General features: G+C 61.9%; 21 protein-coding genes. 10 read left to right on the top strand and 11 right to left on the bottom strand.

The genetic code is table 11. The features are described from left to right. The first annotated feature begins 160 nt into the window (after nt 1-160). The 7 genes from AC0IYH_RS07815 (at nt 161) to AC0IYH_RS07845 (ending at nt 6,014) form a co-directional block, all read left to right on the top strand. Nucleotides 161-742, top strand: a complete 582-nt coding sequence (locus tag AC0IYH_RS07815; protein ID WP_101265384.1) for an alpha/beta hydrolase — start codon at nt 161-163, stop codon at nt 740-742. A gap of 49 nt (nt 743-791) precedes the next feature. After that, entirely contained in the window at nt 792-1,715 is a 924-nt protein-coding gene (locus tag AC0IYH_RS07820; protein ID WP_471833721.1) for a sigma 54-interacting transcriptional regulator, read from the top strand. A 126-nt stretch (nt 1,716-1,841) separates the two neighbouring features. Then, nucleotides 1,842-2,624, top strand: a complete 783-nt coding sequence (locus AC0IYH_RS07825) for a MetQ/NlpA family ABC transporter substrate-binding protein (protein ID WP_471833723.1) — start codon at nt 1,842-1,844, stop codon at nt 2,622-2,624. Nucleotides 2,625-3,090: 466 nt separating this feature from the next. Then, a complete protein-coding gene (locus AC0IYH_RS07830; protein WP_003187615.1) occupies nt 3,091-3,756 on the top strand; it encodes an amino acid ABC transporter permease in 666 nt (221 codons plus the stop codon). Then, nucleotides 3,737-4,396 (top strand): amino acid ABC transporter permease, encoded by a 660-nt coding sequence (locus tag AC0IYH_RS07835; RefSeq protein ID WP_101265390.1) that lies wholly within the window; start codon nt 3,737-3,739, stop codon nt 4,394-4,396. The genes AC0IYH_RS07830 and AC0IYH_RS07835 overlap by 20 nt, the downstream gene beginning before the upstream one ends. Further along, nucleotides 4,393-5,169, top strand: coding sequence for an amino acid ABC transporter ATP-binding protein (locus AC0IYH_RS07840; RefSeq protein ID WP_116627602.1), 777 nt, complete (start codon nt 4,393-4,395; stop codon nt 5,167-5,169). The genes AC0IYH_RS07835 and AC0IYH_RS07840 overlap by 4 nt, the downstream gene beginning before the upstream one ends. Further along, nucleotides 5,166-6,014, top strand: a complete 849-nt coding sequence (locus AC0IYH_RS07845; protein WP_116627601.1) for a transporter substrate-binding domain-containing protein — start codon at nt 5,166-5,168, stop codon at nt 6,012-6,014. Before AC0IYH_RS07840 ends, AC0IYH_RS07845 begins: the two co-directional genes overlap by 4 nt. Nucleotides 6,015-6,078: 64 nt before the next feature. Here the strand turns inward: AC0IYH_RS07845 and AC0IYH_RS07850 are convergent, their stop codons facing one another. Continuing rightward, nucleotides 6,079-7,239 carry an AAA family ATPase gene (locus AC0IYH_RS07850; protein WP_471833726.1) on the bottom strand — a complete coding sequence of 387 codons (1,161 nt, stop codon included), beginning with the start codon at nt 7,237-7,239 and terminating at the stop codon, nt 6,079-6,081. 121 nt (nt 7,240-7,360) lie between these two features. Between AC0IYH_RS07850 and AC0IYH_RS07855 the strand changes: the two genes are divergently transcribed. Genes AC0IYH_RS07855 through AC0IYH_RS07865 form a run of 3 tightly spaced genes read left to right on the top strand, consistent with a single transcriptional unit; the run spans nt 7,361 to nt 12,566 of the window. Beyond that, nucleotides 7,361-8,443 carry an efflux RND transporter periplasmic adaptor subunit gene (locus tag AC0IYH_RS07855; RefSeq protein ID WP_116627599.1) on the top strand — a complete coding sequence of 361 codons (1,083 nt, stop codon included), beginning with the start codon at nt 7,361-7,363 and terminating at the stop codon, nt 8,441-8,443. Continuing rightward, nucleotides 8,440-9,510, top strand: a complete 1,071-nt coding sequence (locus AC0IYH_RS07860; protein ID WP_471833728.1) for an efflux RND transporter periplasmic adaptor subunit — start codon at nt 8,440-8,442, stop codon at nt 9,508-9,510. Before AC0IYH_RS07855 ends, AC0IYH_RS07860 begins: the two co-directional genes overlap by 4 nt. Further along, nucleotides 9,507-12,566, top strand: a complete 3,060-nt coding sequence (locus AC0IYH_RS07865; RefSeq protein ID WP_116627597.1) for an efflux RND transporter permease subunit — start codon at nt 9,507-9,509, stop codon at nt 12,564-12,566. The genes AC0IYH_RS07860 and AC0IYH_RS07865 overlap by 4 nt, the downstream gene beginning before the upstream one ends. Before the next feature lie 115 nt (nt 12,567-12,681). Here the strand turns inward: AC0IYH_RS07865 and AC0IYH_RS07870 are convergent, their stop codons facing one another. The 10 genes from AC0IYH_RS07870 to tcyN all read right to left on the bottom strand — a co-directional run bounded on the left by AC0IYH_RS07870 (nt 12,682) and on the right by tcyN (nt 23,668). Continuing rightward, the gene (locus tag AC0IYH_RS07870) at nt 12,682-13,308 is read right to left on the bottom strand and encodes a class I SAM-dependent methyltransferase (RefSeq protein ID WP_471833731.1); all 627 of its coding nucleotides are present in this window, start codon (nt 13,306-13,308) and stop codon (nt 12,682-12,684) included. Between the two features lie 115 nt (nt 13,309-13,423). Next, nucleotides 13,424-15,049 (bottom strand): hypothetical protein, encoded by a 1,626-nt coding sequence (locus AC0IYH_RS07875; RefSeq protein ID WP_471833733.1) that lies wholly within the window; start codon nt 15,047-15,049, stop codon nt 13,424-13,426. Nucleotides 15,050-15,197: 148 nt separating this feature from the next. Beyond that, complete coding sequence (locus tag AC0IYH_RS07880; RefSeq protein WP_071482532.1) at nt 15,198-15,842, bottom strand: methionine ABC transporter permease; 645 nt, start codon at nt 15,840-15,842, stop codon at nt 15,198-15,200. Then, entirely contained in the window at nt 15,832-16,947 is a 1,116-nt protein-coding gene (locus AC0IYH_RS07885) for a methionine ABC transporter ATP-binding protein (RefSeq protein WP_471833735.1), read from the bottom strand. The genes AC0IYH_RS07880 and AC0IYH_RS07885 overlap by 11 nt, the downstream gene beginning before the upstream one ends. Then, nucleotides 16,944-17,759 (bottom strand): MetQ/NlpA family ABC transporter substrate-binding protein, encoded by an 816-nt coding sequence (locus AC0IYH_RS07890; protein ID WP_116627591.1) that lies wholly within the window; start codon nt 17,757-17,759, stop codon nt 16,944-16,946. The genes AC0IYH_RS07885 and AC0IYH_RS07890 overlap by 4 nt, the downstream gene beginning before the upstream one ends. Before the next feature lie 83 nt (nt 17,760-17,842). Then, on the bottom strand, nt 17,843-19,195 hold the full coding sequence (locus AC0IYH_RS07895; RefSeq protein ID WP_471833737.1) for an LLM class flavin-dependent oxidoreductase: 1,353 nt from the start codon (nt 19,193-19,195) through the stop codon (nt 17,843-17,845). Further along, nucleotides 19,196-20,389 carry an SfnB family sulfur acquisition oxidoreductase gene (locus AC0IYH_RS07900; protein WP_471833739.1) on the bottom strand — a complete coding sequence of 398 codons (1,194 nt, stop codon included), beginning with the start codon at nt 20,387-20,389 and terminating at the stop codon, nt 19,196-19,198. Nucleotides 20,390-20,414: 25 nt separating this feature from the next. Then, nucleotides 20,415-21,656, bottom strand: coding sequence for an SfnB family sulfur acquisition oxidoreductase (locus tag AC0IYH_RS07905; RefSeq protein ID WP_116627588.1), 1,242 nt, complete (start codon nt 21,654-21,656; stop codon nt 20,415-20,417). A gap of 187 nt (nt 21,657-21,843) precedes the next feature. Beyond that, entirely contained in the window at nt 21,844-22,605 is a 762-nt protein-coding gene (locus AC0IYH_RS07910; RefSeq protein ID WP_116627587.1) for a hypothetical protein, read from the bottom strand. A 316-nt stretch (nt 22,606-22,921) separates the two neighbouring features. Then, nucleotides 22,922-23,668, bottom strand: a complete 747-nt coding sequence (gene tcyN / locus AC0IYH_RS07915; protein ID WP_116627586.1) for an L-cystine ABC transporter ATP-binding protein TcyN — start codon at nt 23,666-23,668, stop codon at nt 22,922-22,924. Nucleotides 23,669-23,670 lie beyond the last annotated feature (2 nt).

Raw genomic sequence — 23,670 nt, forward strand, 5'->3', positions numbered from 1 at the left:
TGGCTGACCCACCGCCATCGGGAGCAAGCCCCCTCCCACAGTTTGATCTCACACGGGTATGTATTTTTAGTTATTAATAAATAGCTTCTTATTCCTTAACGAATATAACCCCCGTCCCTATACTGGTCAGCAACGTTAAACGCTGCAGGAGGGCACACCCATGCACAGCGAGTCGATTCGTTATCTGATCGTGCCGGGCTGGCAAGGATCGCCAGAAGATCATTGGCAAAGTCACTGGCAGAACAGCCTGCCCAACAGCGCGCGCGTGGAGCAGGCCGACTGGCTCACCCCGCGTCGCGAAGATTGGGTAGCCGCGCTGGCCGAGGCGATTGCCGCCGACAGCACCCCCGTTATCCTGATCGCCCATAGCCTGGGCTGCATCACCGTGGCCCATTGGGCGGCCAGCGCACCGCTGCAGTTTTTGCGGCAGGTACGTGGCGCCTTGCTGGTGGCCCCGGCCGATGTCGAGCGACCTGCCTGTGCCCCCGCCTTGCGCAACTTCGCACCGATCCCGACCGACTTGCTGCCGTTTCCCAGCCAGGTGGTCAGTTCCGACAACGACAGCGCCGTCAGCGCCCCACGGGCCCTGGAGCTGGCGCGCAACTGGGGGGCCGAGGCCGGCATTTTGTCGGGAGCCGGCCATATCAATGTGAAGTCCGGCCACCAGCGCTGGGAACAGGGCTTCGCGTACCTCTATCGCCTGCAAAGCCGCCTCGAGCACCACGCCCGGCGTACTGCCTGACACTTTTTCAACGCCCCGTCCCTGAGTGGATTTGGGGCGGGAGCCTGCCATGAGTCATGAAACCTTCGGCCAGCCCTTGCTGACCTTCCCCGACGCCGAAAAAAGCCCGCTGAGCATCCGCGCCAAGGCCCTGGTGTTTGTCGACCCGCGTTCGCGCCAGCTGCGCGAAGACCTGGAAAACCTCGCTCCGCGCGCCTTGCCCGTGTTGATTCGCGGCGAAACCGGCAGCGGTAAAGAGTTGCTCGCGCGGCATATCCACCGGGGCAGCGACCGCACCGGTTTGTTTGTGTCGGTCAATTGCGGCGCCATCAGCCCCACCTACGCCGACGCCGAGCTGTTCGGCTATGCCGCCGGCAGCCACAGTGGCGCGGCCAGCAGCCGCGCCGGGTGGTTTGGCTCGGCCAATGGCGGCACTTTGTACCTGGACGAGATTGGCGACTTGCCGCTGCCGATCCAGGTCAAGTTGCTGGCCGCCCTGGAAAACCACGAAGTCACCCGTGTTGGCGCCCATCAACCCAGCCCGGTGGACGTGCGCCTGGTGGCCGCCACCAGCATCGACCTGGCCCAGGCCGTGGCGGCGGGCAAGTTTCATGAGCGGCTCTACCATTACCTGAATGAAGGCCAACTGGATCTACCGGCACTGCGCGAGCGGGTCGGCGACATCCTGTCCCTGGCCGAGTATTTCCTGGGCATCTACAGCCAGCGCCTGGACCTGCCGGTGCCGTTGATCAGCGATGCCGCCCAACGCGTGCTGGAGCACCACAGTTGGCCGGGCAATACCCGCGAGCTGGAAAACGTTATTCACTTCGCCTTGCTGGTCAGCAGCGGCGACGAAATTTTGCCCGAGCATCTGAACCTGCCGGTGGCCGGCTCGCCGCTTGCGCAGGTGCAGCGAATCTTCGCCGCTGCCAGCCCTGCCGAGCGGGAAACCTTGCGCAGCTTCCTGTATGAGCAAAATGGAATATCAACGTGAATAAAAGATATTGTTCGGGAATAAAAAAACTAGGTATTGTCCCTTCCACGCCGCGATAGCACTTCGCTGGCACACCCTATAAAAACGGTCGTCAGAGACGCCCCGGAATTTCGATAAGGACACTGCATGAAAAAGGTTCTGTTGTTTACCGCACTGGCGGCTGCCCTGACTGCAAGCCTGGCCCAGGCCAATGAGAAACTGGTAGTGGCTGCCACACCGGTGCCGCACGCCGAGATCCTTGAACTGGTCAAGCCAGTCCTGGCCAAAGAAGGCGTGGACCTGCAAATCAAAGTCTTCACCGACTACGTACAGCCAAACGTACAGGTGGCCGAGAAGCGTCTGGACGCCAACTACTTCCAGACCCTGCCGTACCTGGAAAACTTCAACAAGGGTAAAGGCACCAACCTGGTTACCGTGGTTGGCGTGCACGTTGAACCCTTCGGCGGTTACTCGAGCAAAATCAAGAAAATCGAAGACCTGAAAGACGGCGCCACCGTGGCCATCCCGAACGAAGGCTCCAACAGCGGCCGCGCCCTGTTGCTGCTGCAGAAGAACGGTCTGATCACCCTGAAAGACCCGACCAATGCCCTGGCCACGCCAAAAGACATCGCCAGCAACCCGAAGAACCTGAAGTTCAAAGAGCTGGAATCGGCCTTGCTGCCACGCGTGCTCAAAGAAGTCGACTTGGACCTGATCAACACCAACTACGCCCTGGAAGCCGGCCTCAACCCAGCCAAGGACGCATTGATCATCGAAAACGCCGACTCGCCCTACGTGAACTTCCTGGTGGCGCGCCCGGACAACAAGGACAGCGACGCTATCCAGAAACTGTCCAAGGCCCTGACCAGCCCGGAAGTCAAAGCGTTCATCGAGAAGAAGTACAACGGCGCGGTACTGCCGGCGTTCTGATGTAACTCAAAACCCCCTTCAAGGTTTGAACGCCGACGGCTTGGATAGCGTCGGCGTTTTTTTACACCCGCAATCTGCAATGCATTTAAAAATGTGTGAGGGGGCAAGTCGAATCGTCGCACCGCCCCTCCCACATTTGATCTTCATTTCATGGTGGATATTCAGCGTTTCAGAGAGCTCTGCTGTTAATCGCCCGGCGCAATGCCACCAGCCACTTCACCAGCTCCTGCGGGTCAATGGGTTTCGCGGTGTTCATGATTCAATCCCTCGAATGACAGACCCCTCAACCATAGCTGTCACCTGCCAAACCCGCGAATCCGGCGGTTATCTTTTTGCGTGATATCAATATGCTATTTGGGTATTTAAATTTTGCTTTTTATACCTTTAAAGTTCGCGCTACCCGGCGTTACCCACACCGGATCGGACTGCGCCCGCTGCATTACCCTTGCGGCGTCATGGACTCAAGATGACCTTCGATTTCGCTTTTATCCTCAGCACCCTGCCGGCGTTTCTCAAAGCCGTGGGGGTGACGCTGCAAGTGGGCCTGATCGCCATTGCCACTTCCTTGCTGGTGGCGCTGATCAATGCCGCGCTGCTGGTGTTTCGCACGCCGTACCTGTCGCGCCTGGTGGCGTTGTATGTGGAGCTGGCGCGTAACACGCCGCTGCTGATCCAACTGTTTTTCGTGTACTTCGCGCTGCCGGCCCTGGGCTTCAATATCTCCGGGTTCTGGGCGGCGATCATCACCATGACCTTCCTCGGCGGCGCCTACCTCACCGAAGTGCTGCGGGCCGGTGTGGAAGCGGTGCCGCTGGCGCAGATCGAATCCGGCAAGTCCATCGGCCTGTCCGACTGGCAGCTGTTGCGCCATGTGATCCTGCCCCAGGCCGGGATCCTCAGCCTGCCGGCGCTGTTTGCCAATTTCATCTTCCTGCTCAAGGAGACCACTGTGGTCTCTGCCGTGGCGGTGCCGGAGATTCTCTACACCACCAAGAGCTACATCGCCCTCTACTACAAGACCTACGAAATGCTCGCCGTGCTGACGCTGATTTGCGTGCTGCTGTTTTTGCCGCTGTCGCTGCTGCTCAGCCGCCTGGAAAGGAGGCTCCAGCATGGCCAGTTCGGGTCTTGAGTTGCTGTGGGTGTCGTTGCCGCAACTGGGCAAGGGCGCTGCGCAAACCCTGTCGATTTCATTTTTGAGCATTGCCTTCAGCACCGTCGGCGGCGTGCTGTATGGCGTGCTGCGCACCTTGAATAACCGGCTGATCAATGCGGTGCTGCGGGTGTACCTGGAGCTGTTTCGCGCGATCCCGGTGCTGGTGTGGCTGTACCTGCTGTTTTTTGGCCTGCCGATTTTCTTCGGCTTGAGCATTCCGAGTTTCTGGTGCGCGGTGCTAGTGCTGTCGTTGTGGGGCGCCAGCGAGGTCGGCGAAGTGGTGCGCGGCGCCTTGCATTCGCTGCCCCGTGGCCAGCGTGAAGCGGGCCTGTCGATTGGCCTGTCGGACCCGCAGCTGTACGGCTACGTGCTGCTGCCGCAGGCCCTCAAGCGCATGACCCCGCCGACCATCAACGTCTACACGCGCATCATCAAGACCAGCTCCCTGGCGGTGCTGATCGGCGTGGTGGATGTAATCAAGGTCGGCCAGCAAATCATCGAGCGCACCTATGAGTCGGTGTTGATCTACGGCGCGCTGTTCCTGTTTTTCTTCTTTATCTGCTACCCGTTGTCGGCCGCCTCCAAGGTGCTGGAACGGCGCTGGGCCCAAGCATGAGCGCATTGATCGAGTTCCAGGGTTTCAACAAATTCTTCGGCGAGACGCAGGTGCTCAAGGGCATCGACCTGAGCGTGCAAAGCGGCGAAGTGGTGGTGATCCTCGGCCCCAGCGGCTGCGGCAAAAGCACCTTGCTGCGCTGCCTCAACGGCCTGGAAGTGGCCCACAGTGGCAGCCTGCGTTTTGCCGGCAACGAGCTGTTGGACAAAAAAACCGACTGGCGCCAGGTGCGCCAGGACATCGGCATGGTGTTCCAGAGCTATCACCTGTTCCCGCACATGAGCGTGCTCGACAACATCCTGCTCGGCCCGCTCAAAGTGCAAAAACGCGAGCCCGGTGAAGCCCGCGCCCAGGCGGAAAAATTGCTCGAGCGCGTCGGCCTGGCCGACAAGCGCGACGCCTTCCCGCGCCAGCTCTCGGGCGGCCAGCAGCAGCGCATCGCCATCGTCCGCTCGTTGTGCATGAACCCCCAGGTCATGCTGTTTGACGAAGTCACTGCCGCCCTCGACCCGGAGATGGTCAAGGAAGTGCTGGAAGTGATCCAGGGCCTGGCCCGCGATGGCATGACCCTGCTGATCGTCACCCACGAAATGGCCTTCGCCCGCGCCGTCGCCGACCGCGTGGTGTTTATGGAGGCCGGCCGCATCCTCGAACACAACACCCCCGAGGCCTTCTTTACGAACCCGCAGACCGCACGCGCGCAGCAGTTCCTGGAGAAATTCTCCTTTGTTTCAACACTGCCCAAGAAACCCAAGGAACTGGAGCTGATATGAAAAAGTTACTGCTGCCACTGCTGGCCGTCGCCTTACTGGCCGGCTGCGATAAAAAGGCCGAAGAGCCGGTAAAACCTGCGGCCGTTAGCTACCTCGACAAGATCAAGGCGCGCGACAAACTGATCGTCGGCGTATTCACCGACAAACCACCGTTCGGCTTCGTGAACGAAGCCGGGCGCTACGTGGGTTTTGATACCGACATCGGCCGCCAATTCGCCAAGGACCTGCTGGGCGATGAGAACAAAGTCGAATTCGTCGCCGTCGAGCCGGCCAGCCGAATTCCGTTCCTGCAAAGCGACAAGGTCGACCTGATCCTCGCCAACATGACCGTGACCCCGGAGCGCAAGGAAGCGGTGGACTTCACCAACCCCAACCTGAAAGTCGCGGTGCAGGCCCTGGTGCCGAACGACAGCGCGGTGAAAAGCCTGGATGACCTGGCCACCCGCACCACCATCGTCACCACCGGCACCACCGCCGATATCTGGCTGACCAAGAACCACCCGGACTGGAAACTGCTCAAGTTCGAGAAAAACTCCGAGTCGCTGCAGGCGTTGTCGGCCGGGCGTGGCGATGCGTATGCGCAGGACAACCTGGTGCTGTTCAGCTGGGCCAAGCAGAACCCGGGCTACCGCGTGCTGGAACAGAAGCTCGGCGACGAAGCGCCGATTGCCCCGGCGGTGAAGAAGGGCAACATCGAACTGCGTGACTGGGTGAATGCCGAGTTGGCGAAGTTGGGTGAGGAGAAATTCCTGCTCAAGCTGTATGACCAATATGTGCGTAAAGAGCTGAGCGATGACACCAAGCCTGAGAGTGTGATTGTTGAAGGGGGCAAGTGGCAGGGCTGATTCTTCATTGATGCTACTGGCCTCATCGGGGGCAAGCCCCCGATGAGGCCGGTACAGCCAACCTCTATTCCGGCCAATGCCAAGCCGGCGCATCCAGAATCCCCTGCCCGACTATCCGCGTCTCCCCCAACACCTTCTCCAGCACAATCGAATTACACCCCTCATCCTGCTGCAACGCCGCGATCAACCGGCTGGCATGCGACACCACCCACACCTGGCACTGCTGCGACGCCTGGATAATCAAGCGCGCCAACGCCGGCAACAAATCCGGATGCAAACTGGTCTCCGGCTCGTTCAGCACCATCATGGTCGGCGGCCGAGGCGTCAGCAGCGCCGCGATCAGCAGCAGATAACGCAAGGTCCCGTCCGACAACTCCGCCGCCGACAACGGCCGCAGCAAGCCTTCCTGATAAAACTCAATCGCAAAGCGCCCACCCTGCAACGGCTCGATATTCAGCCGCGCACCGGGGAACGCATCGCTGACCGCGCGCTGCAAGGCCTCGGGGTCGCCGATCTCACGAATGGTCTGCAACGCCGCCGCCAGATCGCGCCCGTCGTGATGCAGCACCGGCGTGCGCGTACCCAATTGCGGCTGGCGCACAGGCGCATCCACGTCGCTGCGAAAGTGATCATAAAAGCGCCAGCCACGAATGCTTTCGCGCAGCAGCAACACCTCCGGCGAGCCGCGCAGGCTGCCGACCTGATCGAACAGGCTGTGGTAATTCGGCGTGTGCTGGGCCAGTACATCCCAGGCGCGACCGTCGCGGGCGCGCACCATCGGGCCGGAGCGCTGCACCAGCAGGCTGGCCGGGCGGTAGATGTGCCCGGCCCAGATGCATTCCTTTTTCACCTCCGGGTCGAGCTTGAAAGACGAGATAGTCTTCTCCGGCAGGCCGAGGGAAATCGCGTAGCTGAAATCTTCGGCGGCAAAGCCCAGGCGCAAACGCCGCACGCCTTGGCGCACCACGGGTTCCACCGGCACCTCGCCGTTGTGCATGCGCCGGCTGATGGTTTCCGGGCCGGCCCAGAAGGTCGAGTCCAGGCCACCTTCGCGGGCGAGGGCATTGATCACCCCGCCCTGGGCGGTTTCTGCCAGCAGGCGCAGGGCGCGGTACAGGTTGGATTTGCCGCTGCCGTTGGGCCCGGTCACCAGGTTCAACCGGTCCAGCGGCACCACCAATTTATTGATCGAGCGGTAATTGGCCACCGCGAGGGTCTTGAGCATGGGCATTCAATCGGCTTGGGAACCATTGGAGTATGGGAGCCTCCATGCAGATAAGGAACCCTGAACTAAGCTCACAGTCGCATACACACTGGCAAGTCGGCATCACGCAAAAGGAGCCTGCATGGGCGGTCGTATTTCCACCTGTATTTTCGGCCTTGGCCTGGTCGCGTTGTTGAGCGGCTGCGGCGAGGAAAACGCCGAGCCCAAGCAACATTCCCGGGTGTTTGTGCAAACCGTGCAGCCGGCGGATTTCGCTGCGGCGGTGACCCTCACCGGGGATATCCAGGCCCGTGTGCAAACCGATTTGTCCTTCCGCGTGGGCGGCAAGATCATCCAGCGCATGGTCGATGTGGGTGACCGGGTCACGGCCAAGCAAGTGCTGGCCAAGCTCGACCCCAAGGATTTGCAGACCAACGTCGATTCCGCCCAGGCCCAGGTCGTGGCCGAGCAGGCGCGGGTCAAGCAGACTGCCGCCGCTTTCGTGCGCCAGGAAAAACTCCTGCCCAAGGGCTACACCAGCCGCAGCGAATACGACTCCGCCCAGGCCGCGCTGCGCAGCAGCCAAAGCGCCCTGGCTGCCGCCCAGGCGCAGTTGGCCAACGCCCGCGAACAACTCGGCTACACCGCATTGATCGCCGACGCGCCCGGCGTAATAACCGCGCGCCAGGCCGAGGTCGGCCAGGTGGTGCAGGCCACCGTGCCGATTTTCAGCCTGGCCACCGATGGCGAGCGCGATGCGGTGTTCAACGTGTATGAGTCGCTGCTGGTAGAGCCGCCGCCGGAAGCGCCGATCACCGTGAGCCTGCTGGATAACCCGAGCATCAAGGCGGTGGGCAAAGTGCGCGAAGTCACGCCCGCCGTGGCCGCCAACACCGGCACCGTGCAAGTGAAGATCGCCCTGCAAAGCCTGCCCAAAGGCATGCAGTTGGGTTCGGTGGTGAGCGCCACCGCCAATGGCCCGGCCAAGGCCAGCATCGAGTTGCCCTGGTCGGCGCTGACCAAAGACCTCAGCGAACCCGCCGTGTGGTTGATCGACGGCGACGGCAAGGCGCAGTTGCACAAGGTCAGCGTTGCGCGTTACCTCACCGGCAAAGTCATTATTGGCGACGGGCTTAAAGGCGGCGAAAAAGTCGTGGTGGCCGGAGGGCAATTGCTGCACCCCGGCATGCTGGTCGAGATCGCCCAGCAGGGAGCGCAGCCATGAAGCGCCTGACGCTCATACTCGCCGCCAGCCTGTGGCTGGCAGCCTGCTCCAAAGAAGACCCGCCGCCCGAGCCGGTACGCCCGGTGCTGTCCATGGAAGTCAAAGCCGAAGACCAGGAAAACCTTGGCCGCTTCGCCGGCACCATCCAGGCGCGCTATGAAAGCAACCTGGGTTTCCGTGTGCCCGGGCGCATCGCCCGTCGCGCCGTGGACGTGGGCGCCGAAGTGGAGAAGGGCGCCTTGCTCGCTGTACTCGACCCCACCGACCAGCAAAACCAGTTGCGCGCCGCCCAAGGCGACCTGGCCCGTGTGCAGGCGCAGTTCATCAACGCCCAAGCCAACGCTCGCCGTCAGCAGGAGCTATTCAACCGTGGCGTCGGCGCCCAGGCCCAGTTGGATATCGCCCAGACCGACCTGAAAACCACCCAGGCCTCCCTCGACCAGGCCCAGGCTTCGGTCAACCAGGCCAAGGACCAGCTCAACTACGCCGAACTGCGCACCGACCACGCCGGTATCGTCACCGCCTGGAACGCCGAGGCCGGCCAGGTGGTCAGCGCCGGTCAGCAAGTGGTGACCCTGGCGCGCCCGGACATCAAGGAAGCCGTGATCGACCTGCCCGCCGGCCTCGCCGAGCGCTTGCCGGCAGACGTGGTATTCCTCGTCGCCGGGCAACTCGACCCGAGCGTGCACACCACCGCCATCGTGCGCGAGATCGAACCCCAGGCTCAAAGCGCCACGCGCACCCGTCGTGCACGCCTGACCCTGGCCGAGACCCCGCCCGCATTTCGCCTCGGCACGGCGATCAGCGTGACCTTGAGCACCGCCATCGCGCCGCGCATCGAACTGCCCTTGAGCGCCTTGCAGGAGGCCGACGGCAAGACTCGCATCTGGATCCTCGACACCCAAAGCCAGACCGTGCAGCCGCGTGACGTTACGGTCATCAGCCGCGACGCCGGCAGCGCCGTGCTCAACGGTGGCGTCAAACCCGGCGAGCGCATCGTCACCGCCGGCGTGAACAGCCTGAAACCCGGGCAAAAAGTCAAAATCGACGAGGACAGCCCGCGATGAAAGGGAGCTTCAACTTATCCGACTGGGCCCTCAAGCATCAGTCCTTCGTGTGGTACCTGATGTTCGTCGCGCTGCTGATGGGCGTGTTCTCGTACATGAACCTGGGCCGCGAGGAGGACCCCTCGTTCACCATCAAGACCATGGTGATCCAGACCCGCTGGCCGGGTGCGACCCAGGAAGAAACGCTCAAGCAGGTCACCGACCGCATCGAGAAAAAACTCGAAGAACTCGACTCCCTCGACTACGTGAAAAGCTACACGCGGCCAGGAGAATCCACGGTGTTCGTGTTCCTCAAGGACACTACCAGCGCCAAGGCCATCCCGGAGATCTGGTACCAGGTCCGCAAGAAGATCGACGACATTCGCGGCAGCTTCCCCCAGGGCTTGCAGGGGCCGTCGTTCAACGACGAGTTCGGTGATGTGTTCGGCTCGGTCTACGCCTTTACCGGCGACGGCCTGTCGATGCGCCAGTTGCGCGACTACGTGGAGCAGGTGCGCGCCGAGATCCGTGCGGTGCCGGGGCTGGGCAAGGTCGAGATGATCGGCCAGCAGGATGAAGTGATTTACCTGAATTTCTCCACGCGCAAACTCGCGGCGCTGGGGGTGGATCAGCGCCAGGTCGTGCAGAGCCTGCAATCGCAAAACGCGGTGACGCCTGCCGGGGTGATCGAGGCCGGGCCGGAGCGGATTTCGGTGCGCACCTCGGGGCAATTCGCCTCGGAGAAGGACCTGGCAGACGTCAACCTGCGCCTCAATGACCGCTTCTATCGCCTGGCGGACATCGCCGAGATCAGCCGTGGTTACGTCGATCCGGCGCGGCCGATGTTTCGTTTCAACGGCAAGCCGGCGATTGGCCTGGCGATTGCCATGCAGAAGGGCGGCAATATCCAGTCGTTCGGCAAGGCCCTGCACACACGCATGGATGAGCTGACCGCCGACCTGCCGGTGGGCGTCGGCGTGCACAAGGTGTCCGACCAGGCCGAAGTGGTGGAAGAAGCCGTCGGCGGCTTTACCAGCGCGTTGTTCGAAGCGGTGATTATCGTGCTGGTGGTGAGCTTTATCAGCCTCGGCATGCGCGCCGGGCTGGTGGTGGCGTGTTCGATTCCGTTGGTACTGGCGCTGGTGTTCGTGTTCATGGAATACAGCGGCATCACCATGCAGCGTGTGTCGTTGGGCGCCTTGATCATCGCCCTCGGCCTGTTGGTGGATGACGCGATGATCACCGTGGAGATGATGATCACGCGCCTGGAAAAAGGCGAAACCAAGCAACAGGCGGCGACCTACGCCTACACCTCCACGGCGTTCCCAATGCTCACCGGCACCCTGGTGACCGTCGCCGGGTTTGTGCCGATTGGCCTCAACGCCAGCTCGGCGGGCGAGTACACCTTTACCCTGTTTGCGGTGATCGCCGTGGCGATGCTGGTGTCGTGGGTGGTGGCGGTGCTGTTTGCGCCGGTGATTGGCGTGCATATCCTCAGTGCCAACGTAAAACCGCACAATGCCGAGCCGGGCCGCATCGGCCGTGGCTTCAACCGCGGCATGCTCTGGGCGATGCGCAACCGCTGGTGGGCCATCGGCATCACCGTGGGGCTGTTTGTGGCGTCGGTGTTTTCCATGCAGTTTGTGCAGAACCAGTTTTTCCCGTCGTCGGACCGCCCGGAAATCCTCGTCGACCTCAACCTGCCGCAAAACGCCTCGATCAACGAGACGCGCAAGGCCGTCGACCGCCTCGAAGCGATCATCAAGGACGACCCGGACATCGCGCGTTGGAGCACCTATATTGGCCAGGGCGCGATCCGTTTCTACCTGCCGCTGGACCAGCAACTGGAAAACCCCTACTACGCGCAGTTGGTGATCGTCAGCAAAGGCCTGGAAGAACGCGGCGCCTTGATCGCACGCCTGCAAAAACGCCTGCGCGATGACTTCGTCGGCATCGGCAGCTTTGTGCAGCCGCTGGAGATGGGCCCGCCGGTAGGGCGGCCGATCCAGTATCGCGTGTCCGGCAAAGACACCGACCAGGTGCGCAAACACGCCATCGAACTGGCGACCTTGCTCGACCAGAACAGCCACCTTGGCGAGATCATCTACGACTGGAACGAGCCGGGCAAAGTGCTGCGTGTGGACATCGCCCAGGACAAGGCGCGGCAGTTGGGGCTGTCGTCCGAGGACGTGGCGCAGTTGATGAACAGCGTGGTCAGTGGCTCGTCGGTGACCCAAGTGCACGACGATATCTACCTGATCAACGTCGTCGGCCGCGCCGAGGACGCCGAGCGCGGTACCCCGGAAACCTTGCAGAATCTGCAGATCGTCACGCCCAATGGCACCTCGATTCCGCTGCTGGCCTTCGCCACCGTGCGCTACGAGCTGGAGCAGCCGCTGGTGTGGCGCCGTGACCGCAAGCCGACCATTACGATTAAGGCCTCGGTGCGCGATGAGATGCAGCCGACCGATCTGGTCAAGCAGCTCAAACCCGAGATCGACAAGTTCAGCGCCGGCCTGCCGGTGGGCTACAAGGTCGCCACCGGCGGCACCGTCGAAGAAAGCGGCAAGGCCCAGGGCCCGATTGCCAGCGTGGTGCCGCTGATGCTGTTCTTGATGGCGACCTTCCTGATGATCCAGCTGCACAGCGTGCAGAAGATGTTCCTGGTGGCCAGCGTGGCGCCGCTGGGGCTGATCGGCGTGGTGCTGGCGCTGATCCCCACGGGCACGCCCATGGGCTTTGTGGCGATCCTCGGGATCCTGGCGCTGATCGGCATCATCATCCGCAACTCGGTCATCCTGGTGACGCAGATCGACGCCTACGAACGCGACGGCTACACGCCGTGGGATGCCGTGGTGGAAGCCACCGAGCACCGGCGCCGGCCGATCCTGCTGACGGCTGCAGCGGCGAGCCTGGGCATGATCCCGATTGCGCGGGAAGTGTTCTGGGGGCCGATGGCGTACGCGATGATTGGCGGGATCATCATCGCCACGTTGCTGACACTGTTGTTCCTGCCGGCGCTGTATGTGGCCTGGTACAAAATCCGCGAACCCAAGCAGGACCAACAGTCAGAGTGAGGTCAAAAATGTGGGAGGGGGCTTGCCCCCGATGAGGGTGTATCAGTTGATAAATCTTTGACTGACACACTGCCATCGGGGGCAAGCCCCCTCCCACATTTGGAGTGTGTGGCCTCTAGATTTTGCGCCATACGCTGGCCAGCCAAGGTTGTTGAGCCTGAGGCAAGCCGGGGGGGCGGTAGTAATGCTCCAGCTCCACAAACCCTGCCGTTGTCAGCAGCGTTTGCCATGCCTCAAGGTCATGGTACGAGCCATATCGCGGCCCATTCCAGCCTTCCTGGTTTTCACCCCTTGGGTTGGAGCTGAACAACACACCGCCAGGCTTCAGAGCCCCATGCAGTTGCTTGAGCACACGTGGCAGTTCCTGCTTGGGTATATGAAAAAGCACCGCGTTGGCAAAGATCCCGTCGAAACGCTCCACTGGCAGATCCAGCTTTAAAAAGTCCTGGTGCAGCACCTCACAACCACTGTCTTCGCGCGCCATCTGCGCAAACCGCTCGGAGCCGTCCAGCCCCACGGCGATGTGGCCCATGCGGGTAAACGTTTGCAAGTCGCGGCCCGGCCCGCAGCCGAAATCCAGCACGGTAAACGGCGCCGAGCCCTGGATATGGCGCAACAGCGCATCGATATTCTGGCTTACATCGTGGTCGCGGGTGCCTTCACGGAAGTCTTCGGCCACCTTGTTGTAATGGCCCAGGGTGGTGGCGGTGATCTGTTCGAGGGCGTCTGGAGGCAGTTTCATGGCTGGAGTTTCAACGTCATGGAAGAGTGGCTGACTATACGCCAGCGATAAAAAAGCGGAACAGCCAGGGGGCTGTTCCGCTTTTAACGTATTGACGTTGAGGCGCTTTCAAACACTACAGGCGGACAACTTCAAAGTTCGCCATCCTGTAATCGTTGCCGACGCCTGACGCCAGGTTGCTGACAAACATGCAGTCAACTGCCCGAGTATTGGCCGTAAATTCCCCGCGAAGGGTTACAAAACCTGGAAACATGGTGGTAATGGTTACAGGCGGTGTGATTGGGCCTTGGTTGGTCGCCAGGGAAACAATGGGGAAGTCGTGCTGGCCGATCCACCTGCCGACTTGCGCGCTGAAAGCGTACCGTGCACCTATTTGCAGGTTGGTAAATGTTTTCTTCAGTACGGTGCCACCAGAATTATTGGTAAAGGTATTGTTGAATAAACCCAGGACGCCTTCCTGGACTATGTACCTCAGGTCCCTGGAGTCAACGTTAGGGCCCGGTACCCAGCCGTTAAAGGAGTAATCGTTGAAGGCGGTAAAGTCCCTTACAAGTGGCTGTGCGCCTACCACCCGGACCGGGTAGCTGCCCGACCGTGCCAAAAACACCCCGGCGGAGGTTTGCCGTTCGAACGACACGCGGAACGAGCTGTCCGCCAGTGACATGATCTGGGCGTTGCTGACAGGGATCGAAACGATGCGCTGGCTAGCAGTGCTGACCGCCGGCAAGCGTACGGTACGGGTTGTGCCGTCCGGGTTGGTAATCGTGAGTATTCCAACGACCAGGTCGGGTGCAGCAGGCGCCGGAGTCCTGCGCGGCAATATGGCCTGTATGGTGAAAACCGCCTGGCCTTGGGTTTCCAGATCCACTACAGGTGCCGCTATGCCGTTCGCTTGGAACTCTGGGTAATCGATCAGGTTCGGGTCCAACTCACTATTGAGAATATAGGGCCGGGAAAACTGGTATTTCGCCCCGATTCCCCCGGAAACGTTTTCCACCACATCAATGACCTTGAACGACACTTCCACCGGGCCGGATTGGCTGAAGTTGTTGGCGGCGCTGAAGGTGGGCGGCGGAACGGGTATGCGGATTGGCCCAGGCCCGGCAGCATCAGTTGGACTGACGGTGTAGTTGACGAATACCCCGCCCACGGAGACTGCAATTCTGTCGTTCTTGCGGATATTTTCATATTTGTCGATCAGGCACGTCATCCCGCTTGCGGCAACGTTTGCGTCAATCACCGAATTTTCCGGCAGCCCTTCAACACGCATGGTCAGCCCACTGAGCCAGGTATCCCCGAGTTGGCGATCGATGCCGCCAGGGAGGGAGGTCTTGATCAGGATTATCTGAGGGTCCGAGCGACTTTCCTGCTGGCTGCCGGCCCGCACGACCCGGGCGAACATCGAGTATTCGCCGTCCGGCAACGTGGTCCCGGGGATATTCAAATCGTAACTGTTAGCGATGGCACTGACGATGTTCGAGGCCGCCGGCTGACCCAGGGTCTGTGCATTCGGCGGTTGAATGTAGATGGCATAAAAGTCGTTTAAACCGCGTGCGAACCAGGACTGAATGGTTATTCTGGTTTGCGGCAATACCTGGCGTTGCCCCAGGCCCAGGACCGCCGTTTCAGGGTAGAGAGTAAGACTCTGCGCCGGGTTGTTGGCGGCACGGAACGGGACGTGGGGGAAGGCTGAAAAGGGGGCGTCAGTAAGAAGGTCGAAAGAACCAGGCACAGTGGACATAGCCATCACCTTGATGGGTTGGGGCGCGCGATAGCCGCGCGACGGGCCAACCCATCAAACGCCCCGGGCAGTCGCCGAATCTACTGTCAGAATTGACAGTGGCGACGAGTGGTGCACCACCGAGGCCGGTGCTGCACGTTCAAGCCACTCAGCGCTTATTGAGCACCCGCGCCAACCGATCGCCACCCAACTGGATCACCGCCACCAGAATCACCAGCAGCACAATTACCGTGAGCATGATCTGCGTATCAAAACGCTGGTAACCATAGCGATAGGCAATGTCGCCAAGGCCGCCTGCACCAATCGCCCCGGCCATGGCCGACGAGTTGATCATGGTCACCAGGGTGATGGTAAACCCGCCGACAATCCCCGGCAGCGCTTCCGGCAACAGCACATGCCAGATGATGTGCCAACGCCGGCAACCCATGGCTTGCGCGGCTTCGATCAAACCATGGTCGACCTCACGCAAACTGACTTCGGCGATGCGCGCAAAGAACGGCGTGGCGGCGATGGTCAGCGGCACCACCGCCGCCCACACGCCATAGGTGGTGCCGACGATCAGGCGGGTGAACGGGATCAGCGCCACCATCAGAATCAAAAACGGAATCGAGCGGAACAGGTTCACGAACGCCCCCAGTACCCGGTTCAGCGCCGGCGCCTGGTAGATGCCGCCCTTATCGCTGGTGACCAGGAACACCGCCAGCGGAATCCCCACCAGCAACGCGATCAGCGACGACACGCCGACCATCAACAAGGTGTCGATGGCGCCTTGCAGTAAACGATCAAACCACATAGCCCAGCACCTCTACCTGTTGCGCCCAATGGGCGGCGCGGTTGCGCAGTTCTTCGGCGTTATGGGGCGAGCCATTCACCGCCAGCAGCAATTGCCCCAAGGCGTGGCCCTGGATGCGTTCCACGCCGCCTTGCAGCAAGCGCACGCGCCCGCCGAGGGCGGCGAACAGCGCCGCCAGGTCGGGTTCATCGCTGGCGCCGCCGGTGAACTGCAGGCGCAGTACCAGTGCTGCGTCCGGCGAAGCCTGGGTGAGTTGCAGACGGCTTTGCAGTTCTTCCGGCAGGCCATGTTGAAGTGGCGCCAAAAGCGTCTTGCTGACCTCATGCTGCGGGTTGCCGAACACTTGCCACACCGGGCCCTGCTCGACGATACGCCCGTGCTCGAGCACCACCACGCGGTCGCAGATTTCGCGGATCACCGCCATTTCATGGGTGATCAACACGATGGTCAGGCCCAGGCGTCGGTTGATCTCGCGCAGCAGGCCGAGGATCGACTGGGTGGTCTCCGGGTCCAGCGCCGAGGTGGCTTCGTCGCACAGCAGGATCTGCGGGTCATGCACCAGCGAGCGGGCGATTCCCACGCGCTGTTTCTGCCCGCCGGAGAGCTGCGCCGGGTAAGCCTTGTGCTTGTCCTGCAAGCCCACCAGTTCCAGCAACTCGCGCACCTTCTGCTCGCGTTGCAGCTTGGGCACGCCGGCGACTTTGAGCGGCAACTCGACGTTCTGCCACACGGTCTTGGCCGACATCAGGTTGAAATGCTGGAAGATCATGCCGATGCGCCGGCGCAGTTGCACCAGGTGGTCTTCGTCGAAGTCGCCGATGTCCACCTGGTCGATCAACACGCGCCCGCTGCTGGGTTGCTCCAGGCGGTTGATGGTGCGGATCAGCGACGACTTGCCGGCGCCGCTGCGGCCAATGATGCCGAACACCTCGCCGCGCTGGATCGCCAGGTCGATGCCCTGCAGGGCGTGCACCGTGCCGTCATAGGTTTTGCCCAGGTTGATGAAACGCACATGGGCGTGGTTCAGGTCCGGATGCAGTTCTGTCTGCTCGGCGTCCCTGGGCGGTGTGCCCAGGTCGCGCAGTTGAGAGTGGGCGGCGGTCATTTTTTATCGTCCCAACCCACTTGGTAGAGCTTGCCCAGGGATTTATCCAGGGCTGCACGTACCACCGGCGAGTGCTGGTAGATGTCGACGAACTTGATCACGCGCGGGTCGGTTTTGCTCTTGGGTTGGATCACGAACTGGATCACGTATTCCGGGTGGTCGAGGCCGTCGAACAGCAGCGCCGACTCGGCATCGAAGGTCTTGGACAGGCGGATATACGCCGGGTAGCCCTGCACCAGGTCGGCGTCGTCATAGGCGCGCACCAGTTGCACGGCTTCCACTTGCAGGATCTTGATCTTCTTCGGGTTGGCGACGATGTCTTCTTCGGTGGCCTTGTAGCCCACGCCTGGCTTGAGGGTGATCAAGCCCGCCTTGGCCAGCAGTTGCAGGCCACGGCCGCTGTTGATCGGGTCGTTGGCAATCGCCACGCTGGCGCCTTGGGGCAGGTCGTTGATGCTTTTGAATTTCTTCGAGTACAGCCCGACGTTATTGATGATGCCCGGCGCGTAGGGCACCAGGTCAAAGCCGGCGGCGGCCTTGGCGTTTTCCAGGAAGGGGATGTGCTGGAAGTAGTTCACGTCGATATCGCCGGCGGCCAGGCTGACGTTGGGCGCGATCCAGTCGGTGAATTCCACCAGTTCGACTTTCAGGCCTTGCTTGCCGGCTTCTTCAACGGCGGCTTCCAGGGGAATCGCGAAGGCGGCGGTGGTGCCGATTTTCAGGGGGGCGTCGGCGGCGAATGCCACCGAGCTGAACAAGCCGAGGGCCAGGGCCAGTGCTTTGACTGGGTTATTGAGGAGTGTCTTTTTCATAGTGGATTTCCAGTCATAAGTTATGAGTACAAACAATGCAGATCCAATGTGGGAGGGGGCTTGCCCCCTCCCACATTTTTCGATCAGTGTCGGTAGGTAGAACCTGTGTGTTGTTCAGGGAGGCGGGCGGTGCCCTGGAAGACTTTTTCCCTCAGTGTTCCCTGCTCATACGCGGTCTTGTACGAGCCCCTTCGCTGCAGCTCCGGCACCACCAGATCGATGAAATCCACATAGCTCTCCGGCGTCACAATCCGCGTCAGGTTGAACCCATCCAACCCGGTTTCGCTGATCCAGGATTCCAGCTCATCGGCCACCTGCTCGGGCGAGCCGACCAGGGTGATGTAGCGCCCGCCCAAGGCGTGTTGCTCGAGCAATTTGCGCCGGGTCCAGTCGTTGTTTTGCAGGTTCTTGGTGGCTGATTGAATGGCGTTGCTCTTCACGTACTGGATCGGTTCGTCCAGCTCGTACTCGGCAAAATCAATCGCGGTGGACGCCGAGAAATGCGCGACGCCGGCTTCGGGGCTGGCGTAGCTGAGGTACTCGGCGTGCTTGGCCCAGGCCAACTCCTCGGTAGCGCCGACGATCACGTTGAGGCCCATGAACACCTTGATGTCATCCGGGTTGCGCCCGGCCTCGACGGCGCTGGCGCGCACCTTATCCACTTGCACCTTGGTCGCGGCCTTGTTCTGGCCGCTGATGAACACGCACTCGGCATGCCGCCCGGCAAACAACAAGCCACGGTCAGAGCTGCCGGCCTGGAACAGCACCGGCGTGCGCTGTGGCGACGGCTCGCACAGGTGATAACCCTCCACCTGGTAGAACTCGCCGTGGTGCTCGACCTTGTGCACCTTGCCCGGCTGCGCGTAGACCCGCGCCTGGGGATCGTTGCGCACCGCGTCGTCTTCCCAGCTGCCTTCCCAGAGTTTGTAGAGCACCTCCAGGTACTCGTCGGCCTGGTCGTATCGGCGGTCGTGCTCGACCTGCTCGGTGAGTCCCATGGCCTTGGCGGCGCTGTCGAGGTAGCCGGTGACGATGTTCCAGCCCACGCGGCCACGGCTCAGGTGGTCGAGGGTGGACATGCGCCGGGCGAACAGATACGGCGCCTCGTAGGTGAGGTTGGCGGTGAGGCCGAAGCCAAGGTTTTTGGTCACCGCTGCCATGGCCGACACCAGCAGCAACGGGTCATTCACCGGCAGCTGGATCGACTCTTTGAGCGGCACGTCGATGGAGTTCTGATAGACGTCGTACACACCCACGATATCGGCGATGAACAGACCGTCAAACAGCCCGCGTTCCAGGGTTTGCGCGAGGTCGGTCCAGTACTCGATGGTTTTATATTGGGTGGAGGTGTCCCGTGGATGCGTCCACAGGCCGTGGTTGATGTGCCCGATGCAGTTCATGTTGAAGGCATTGAGCAGGATTTTTTTCTTGGCCATTCAGATGGTCCCCCGCAGTGGCGGGTTTTCATCGTTGAGGTAGTAATTGCCCACGGCGTGATACTTCCAGCGCACCGGGTCGTGCAGGGTGTGCACGCGGGCGTTGCGCCAGTGGCGATCCAGGCCGTGCTCGGCCAGGGTGGCCTGGCTGCCGGCCAATTCGAACAAAGTGCTGCCGGCGGCCAGGGAAATTTCGGTGCTCAGGGCGCGCACTTCGGCGACGGCGATGGAGGCGGCGGCAACCGTTTCGGCATTGCTGTCGGCCTGGGCGCGGTCGAGGTATTCGCCCGAGCGGTCCAGCAGCGCCTCGGCGGCGTGCAGGCGGATGCTCAGGTGGCCGAAGCTCTTAAGCGTCAGCGGGTCCTCGCTGGCCTTGTCGCTGCCGGCGTCGATCCACGGGCGGGTCTTGGTGCGCACAAAGTGCAACGCATCTTCAAAGGCGGCGCGGGCGATGCCGGTGTCGATCGCGGCGTGAAGGATCTGCGCCAGCGGGCCGACGGTGGTCGGGCGTTCGAAGGCGCTCTGGAACGGGATCACGTCCTGTGCCGCAACCCACACGTTATCGAACACCACCGAACCGCTGCCGGTGGTGCGCTGGCCGAAGCCGCTCCAGTCGTCAATCACCTCCAGGCCTGCGCTGTCCCGGGGCACGAACGCCAGTTGCTGCACACCGTGTTCGTCCACTACCGAGGTGGGGATGCGCTGGGCGTAGATCGCACCGGTGGAGTAGAACTTGCGGCCGCTGATGCGAAAACCGTCGCCATCGCGGGTGATTTTCGTCACGCGGTCATGGGCGGTCTTGGTGCCCAGTTCCGCCAAGGCGTTGCCGAACCGCTGGCCGGCGAGCACTTCGGCGTACAGGCGTTGCTGCTGCGCCGGGCTGCCATTTACGCGCAGTACTTCCAGGGCATAGAAATGGTTTTGCGGGATCTGGCCCAACGACGCATCCGCCTGGGCGATCAGGGCGATGACCTTTGCCAGGGTGACGTTGGACACGCCGGCGCCGCCGTACTCCTTGGGCACGCTGATGCCCCACAGGCCGGAGCGCGAGAACACGTCCAGTTCGGGCAGGGGCAGGCGGCGCTCGCGGTCGCGTTGGGCGCTGTCGCGGCGAAAGTCTTCGGCCAGGTCACTGGCGACAATAAGGGCTTGTTCGTCGCTGGTGATAACCGCGACGTGAGTAGAGACAGTCATGTGTGTTCTCCAGAGGTCTGGTCGGTTAAATCCAGGAGTGGCGAGCCGGCAAGGTGCCGTTCAGTCGATAGGCGCCGATGGCGTGATACTTCCAGCGCACCGGGTCGTGCAGGGTGTGCACCCGCGCGTTGCGCCAGTGGCGGTCGAGGTTGAATTCGGCGAGGGTGGCGCGGCTGCCGGCCAGTTCGAAGAGTTTTTCGCTGACCAGCAACGACACTTCGGTGGTGAGCACCTTGGCCTCGGCCACCGCAATCGACGCGCGGGCGGCGGACTGCGCGGTGATCGGCGCGGCGCTGACCTGGTCCAGCACCTGGCCGGCCTTGCGCAGCAAAGCTTCGGCGGCGTGCAGTTCGATTTTCAGCTTGCCGATATCGGCGATCACATACAGGTCATCGCTGGCGCGTTCGACCTTGGCGTCGATCCACGGGCGCGAACGTTCACGCACGAAGGCGATGGTGTCCTCCAGCGCGCCACGGGCGATGCCGGCGTCGATGGCGGCCTGGATCAGTTGCGAGACGGCGCCCTGGATATTCGGGCTTTCGCCGATGCGCCAGTTATCGACCACCAGCTCGGCGTCGACCGGCACGCGCTCCAGCAGCACGGTGCCGCTGGCGGTGGTGCGTTGGCCAAAGCCGGACCAGTCATCGACGATGCGCAGCCCTTGGGTGCCTCGGCGCACAAACGCCATGACCTGCTTGCCGTCATCGTTCAGCGCCTTGACTGCAACCCAATGCGCAAACAGCGCGCCGGTGGAGTAGAACTTCTGGCCGCTGATCACGTAGCCGTCGCCGTCTGCGGTGAGACGCGCCTTGAGTTCCAGGGTGTTTTTGGTGCCACGTTCCGGGCCGCCATTGCCGATGCGCCAGCCGTCGAGGACGCTCTGGAACAGCTGCTTTTTCTGGCGCTCGGTGGCGGCGCCCTGCAACAGGTGCAGGATGCCGAAATGGTTCTGCGGGATCTGCCCGAGTGCGGGGTCGGCCGCGCTGATGATCGCGAATACTTGCGCCAGGGTGGTAAACGACACCTGTGGGCCGCCGTACTCGCGGGGAATGGAAATACTGCCCAGCCCACTGCGGGTGAACTGTTCGATCTGCGCCCACGGCAGCTTGCGCTGCTGGTCGCGCTTGGCGGCTTGCAGGCGCGCGGCCTGGGCCAGCTCATGGGCGGCGGCAAGCGCCTCTGCATCGTTGCGCAGCACGGCGGCCGGCAACAGCAGGGGAGCGACGTCCAGATCACTCTGGGGGGGTGTTAGAGCCAAGTTAGACATCAGCGCCGCTCCTTGGCTGCACGTAATGCCCTGGCGTTGTGCACCGGGGTAATTCTGACCATACCGACCTCGCATTCAATGAAATAGAAACAAAAAAATCAGGAATGTCCGGTGGTCCGGTGTATATACCCTAAGCGTGTTAAATATTTAAATAAACTAACTTTTGGGAATATGCATAGAAGGTCTGTCACCCAGGTTCGCAGGGTGAGCCAAGGGGGCGTGGCCGGTAGCTCTGCGCGGCCTCGGCACGACGGCAGGGTACCCAGGCGGCAATGCGTAATGTGCGGGCCGGCGCCCAACGTGAATTGTTGCCGACGCGGTCCAGGATGCAGTACGTCACCTCCAGCCGGCAGTCATCGCCGGCTTCAACGATGACTTTTGACGGCACCCACACCTGTACCGCCAGGCCGATTCCCCTGGGCTGGATTTTCGGCAGGTCCATGCGCACATCACCCCAGCGCAGCGTGATGGCATCGCCGCTGGCCATGTTCGGGTAAGGCTCGATGGTCAGCGGAATGCCGCGTCGTACCTGACCGCTGTTGACCCCATGGCGACGGATGGTCTCGGGCAGGCCAACCGGGGCGAGGTTCTGGTTTTCGTCGCTGTGCAGGTCGGCAGGCTGGCCGCCCGGGCTGTTGGTTTTGACTCGCACCCGCGTCACGGCCGAGCGTGCAGGGCCATGGCCGATCTGCATGACCTGGTAGTGAACCCGCGCCGGGCCATCGAGTACAAAACTCTCCGGGATTCGCAGGTGGGTAGGCTGGCCGATTTTGCAGGCGGTCACCCGCCGTGAGGCAGCAAAGCAGTTGTTCCAGAACAGCTCGATCAGGTCGCCCTCATCCATGCCCGGATAGGGCGCGATGTCGACTTGCAGGTGGGTGGCGGCAAGGGCATTGATGCCATTTCGAAGGGCCTGGGGTAGCGTCGGGGCGGTGAGCATGCGCGTCATAAGTAATCTCCTTGATGCAGCCAGCAGCAATCGTTCCGGGCCTTTGGCGCGGGTGCGCAAGGGGGCCGAAAGGAACGATTCAGTGAATAGCCGGGATAGGATCCAATCCTCTGGGTGCTAGATAAGAGGGTTGGCCAAGGAGCGTCAATGGCGGCAAAGGGCTAAACGGCGGGTTGGCGCGGATTCAGAAGGGTCTGACTGGGAGCGGGATTTTCAGAGGGTGGCGGCGCGGTGTTTTACCGCTACGGGCGAGGAATTACTGTAGGAACACCGATCGTGGCGAGGGAGCTTGCTCCCTCGCCACAATCAAGCAGTGTTAATGCGCGAGGAATTTGCTCAGGAACTGCTTGGTGCGTTCTTCCCTGGGGTTGGCGAACAACGCCTTGGCTTCGCCTTGCTCCACGATCACGCCCTTGTCGAAGAAGATCACCCGGTTGGCCACGTCCCGCGCAAAACTCATTTCGTGGGTGACGATGACCATGGTGCGGTTTTCTTCGGCGAGGCTGCGAATGGTCGCGAGTACTTCGCCCACCAGCTCCGGGTCGAGGGCTGAGGTGGGTTCGTCGAACAGAATCACCTCCGGCTCCATGGCCAAGGCGCGGGCGATCGCCACACGCTGTTGCTGGCCGCCCGAGAGGCGCCGTGGGTAGGCGTCTTCCTTGCCCGCCAGACCAACCCTGGCCAGCAACTTGCGACCCAGAGCCACTGCGGCATCGCGGGGCATCTTCTTGACCACGGTGGGGCCTTCGATGACGTTTTCCAGCGCGGTGCGGTGGGGGAACAGGTTGAAGTTCTGGAACACAAAACCCACGTGCTGGCGCAAGCGCCGCACCAGGCCTTGCTGCTGGTTGATCGGTTTGCTGCTGTCGATCTCGATGTCGCCGACCTTGATGCGCCCACTGGTGGGTTGCTCAAGGAAATTCAGGCAGCGCAGGAAGGTGGTCTTGCCGGAACCGCTGGGGCCGATGATGGCCACGACTTCGCCAGCCTTGACCTCAAGGTCGATGCCGTTGAGCACCACCTGACCGTTGAATTGTTTGGTCAGTTTTTCAACCACGATCATGC

The organism is Pseudomonas sp. AC463 (genome assembly GCF_979253585.1).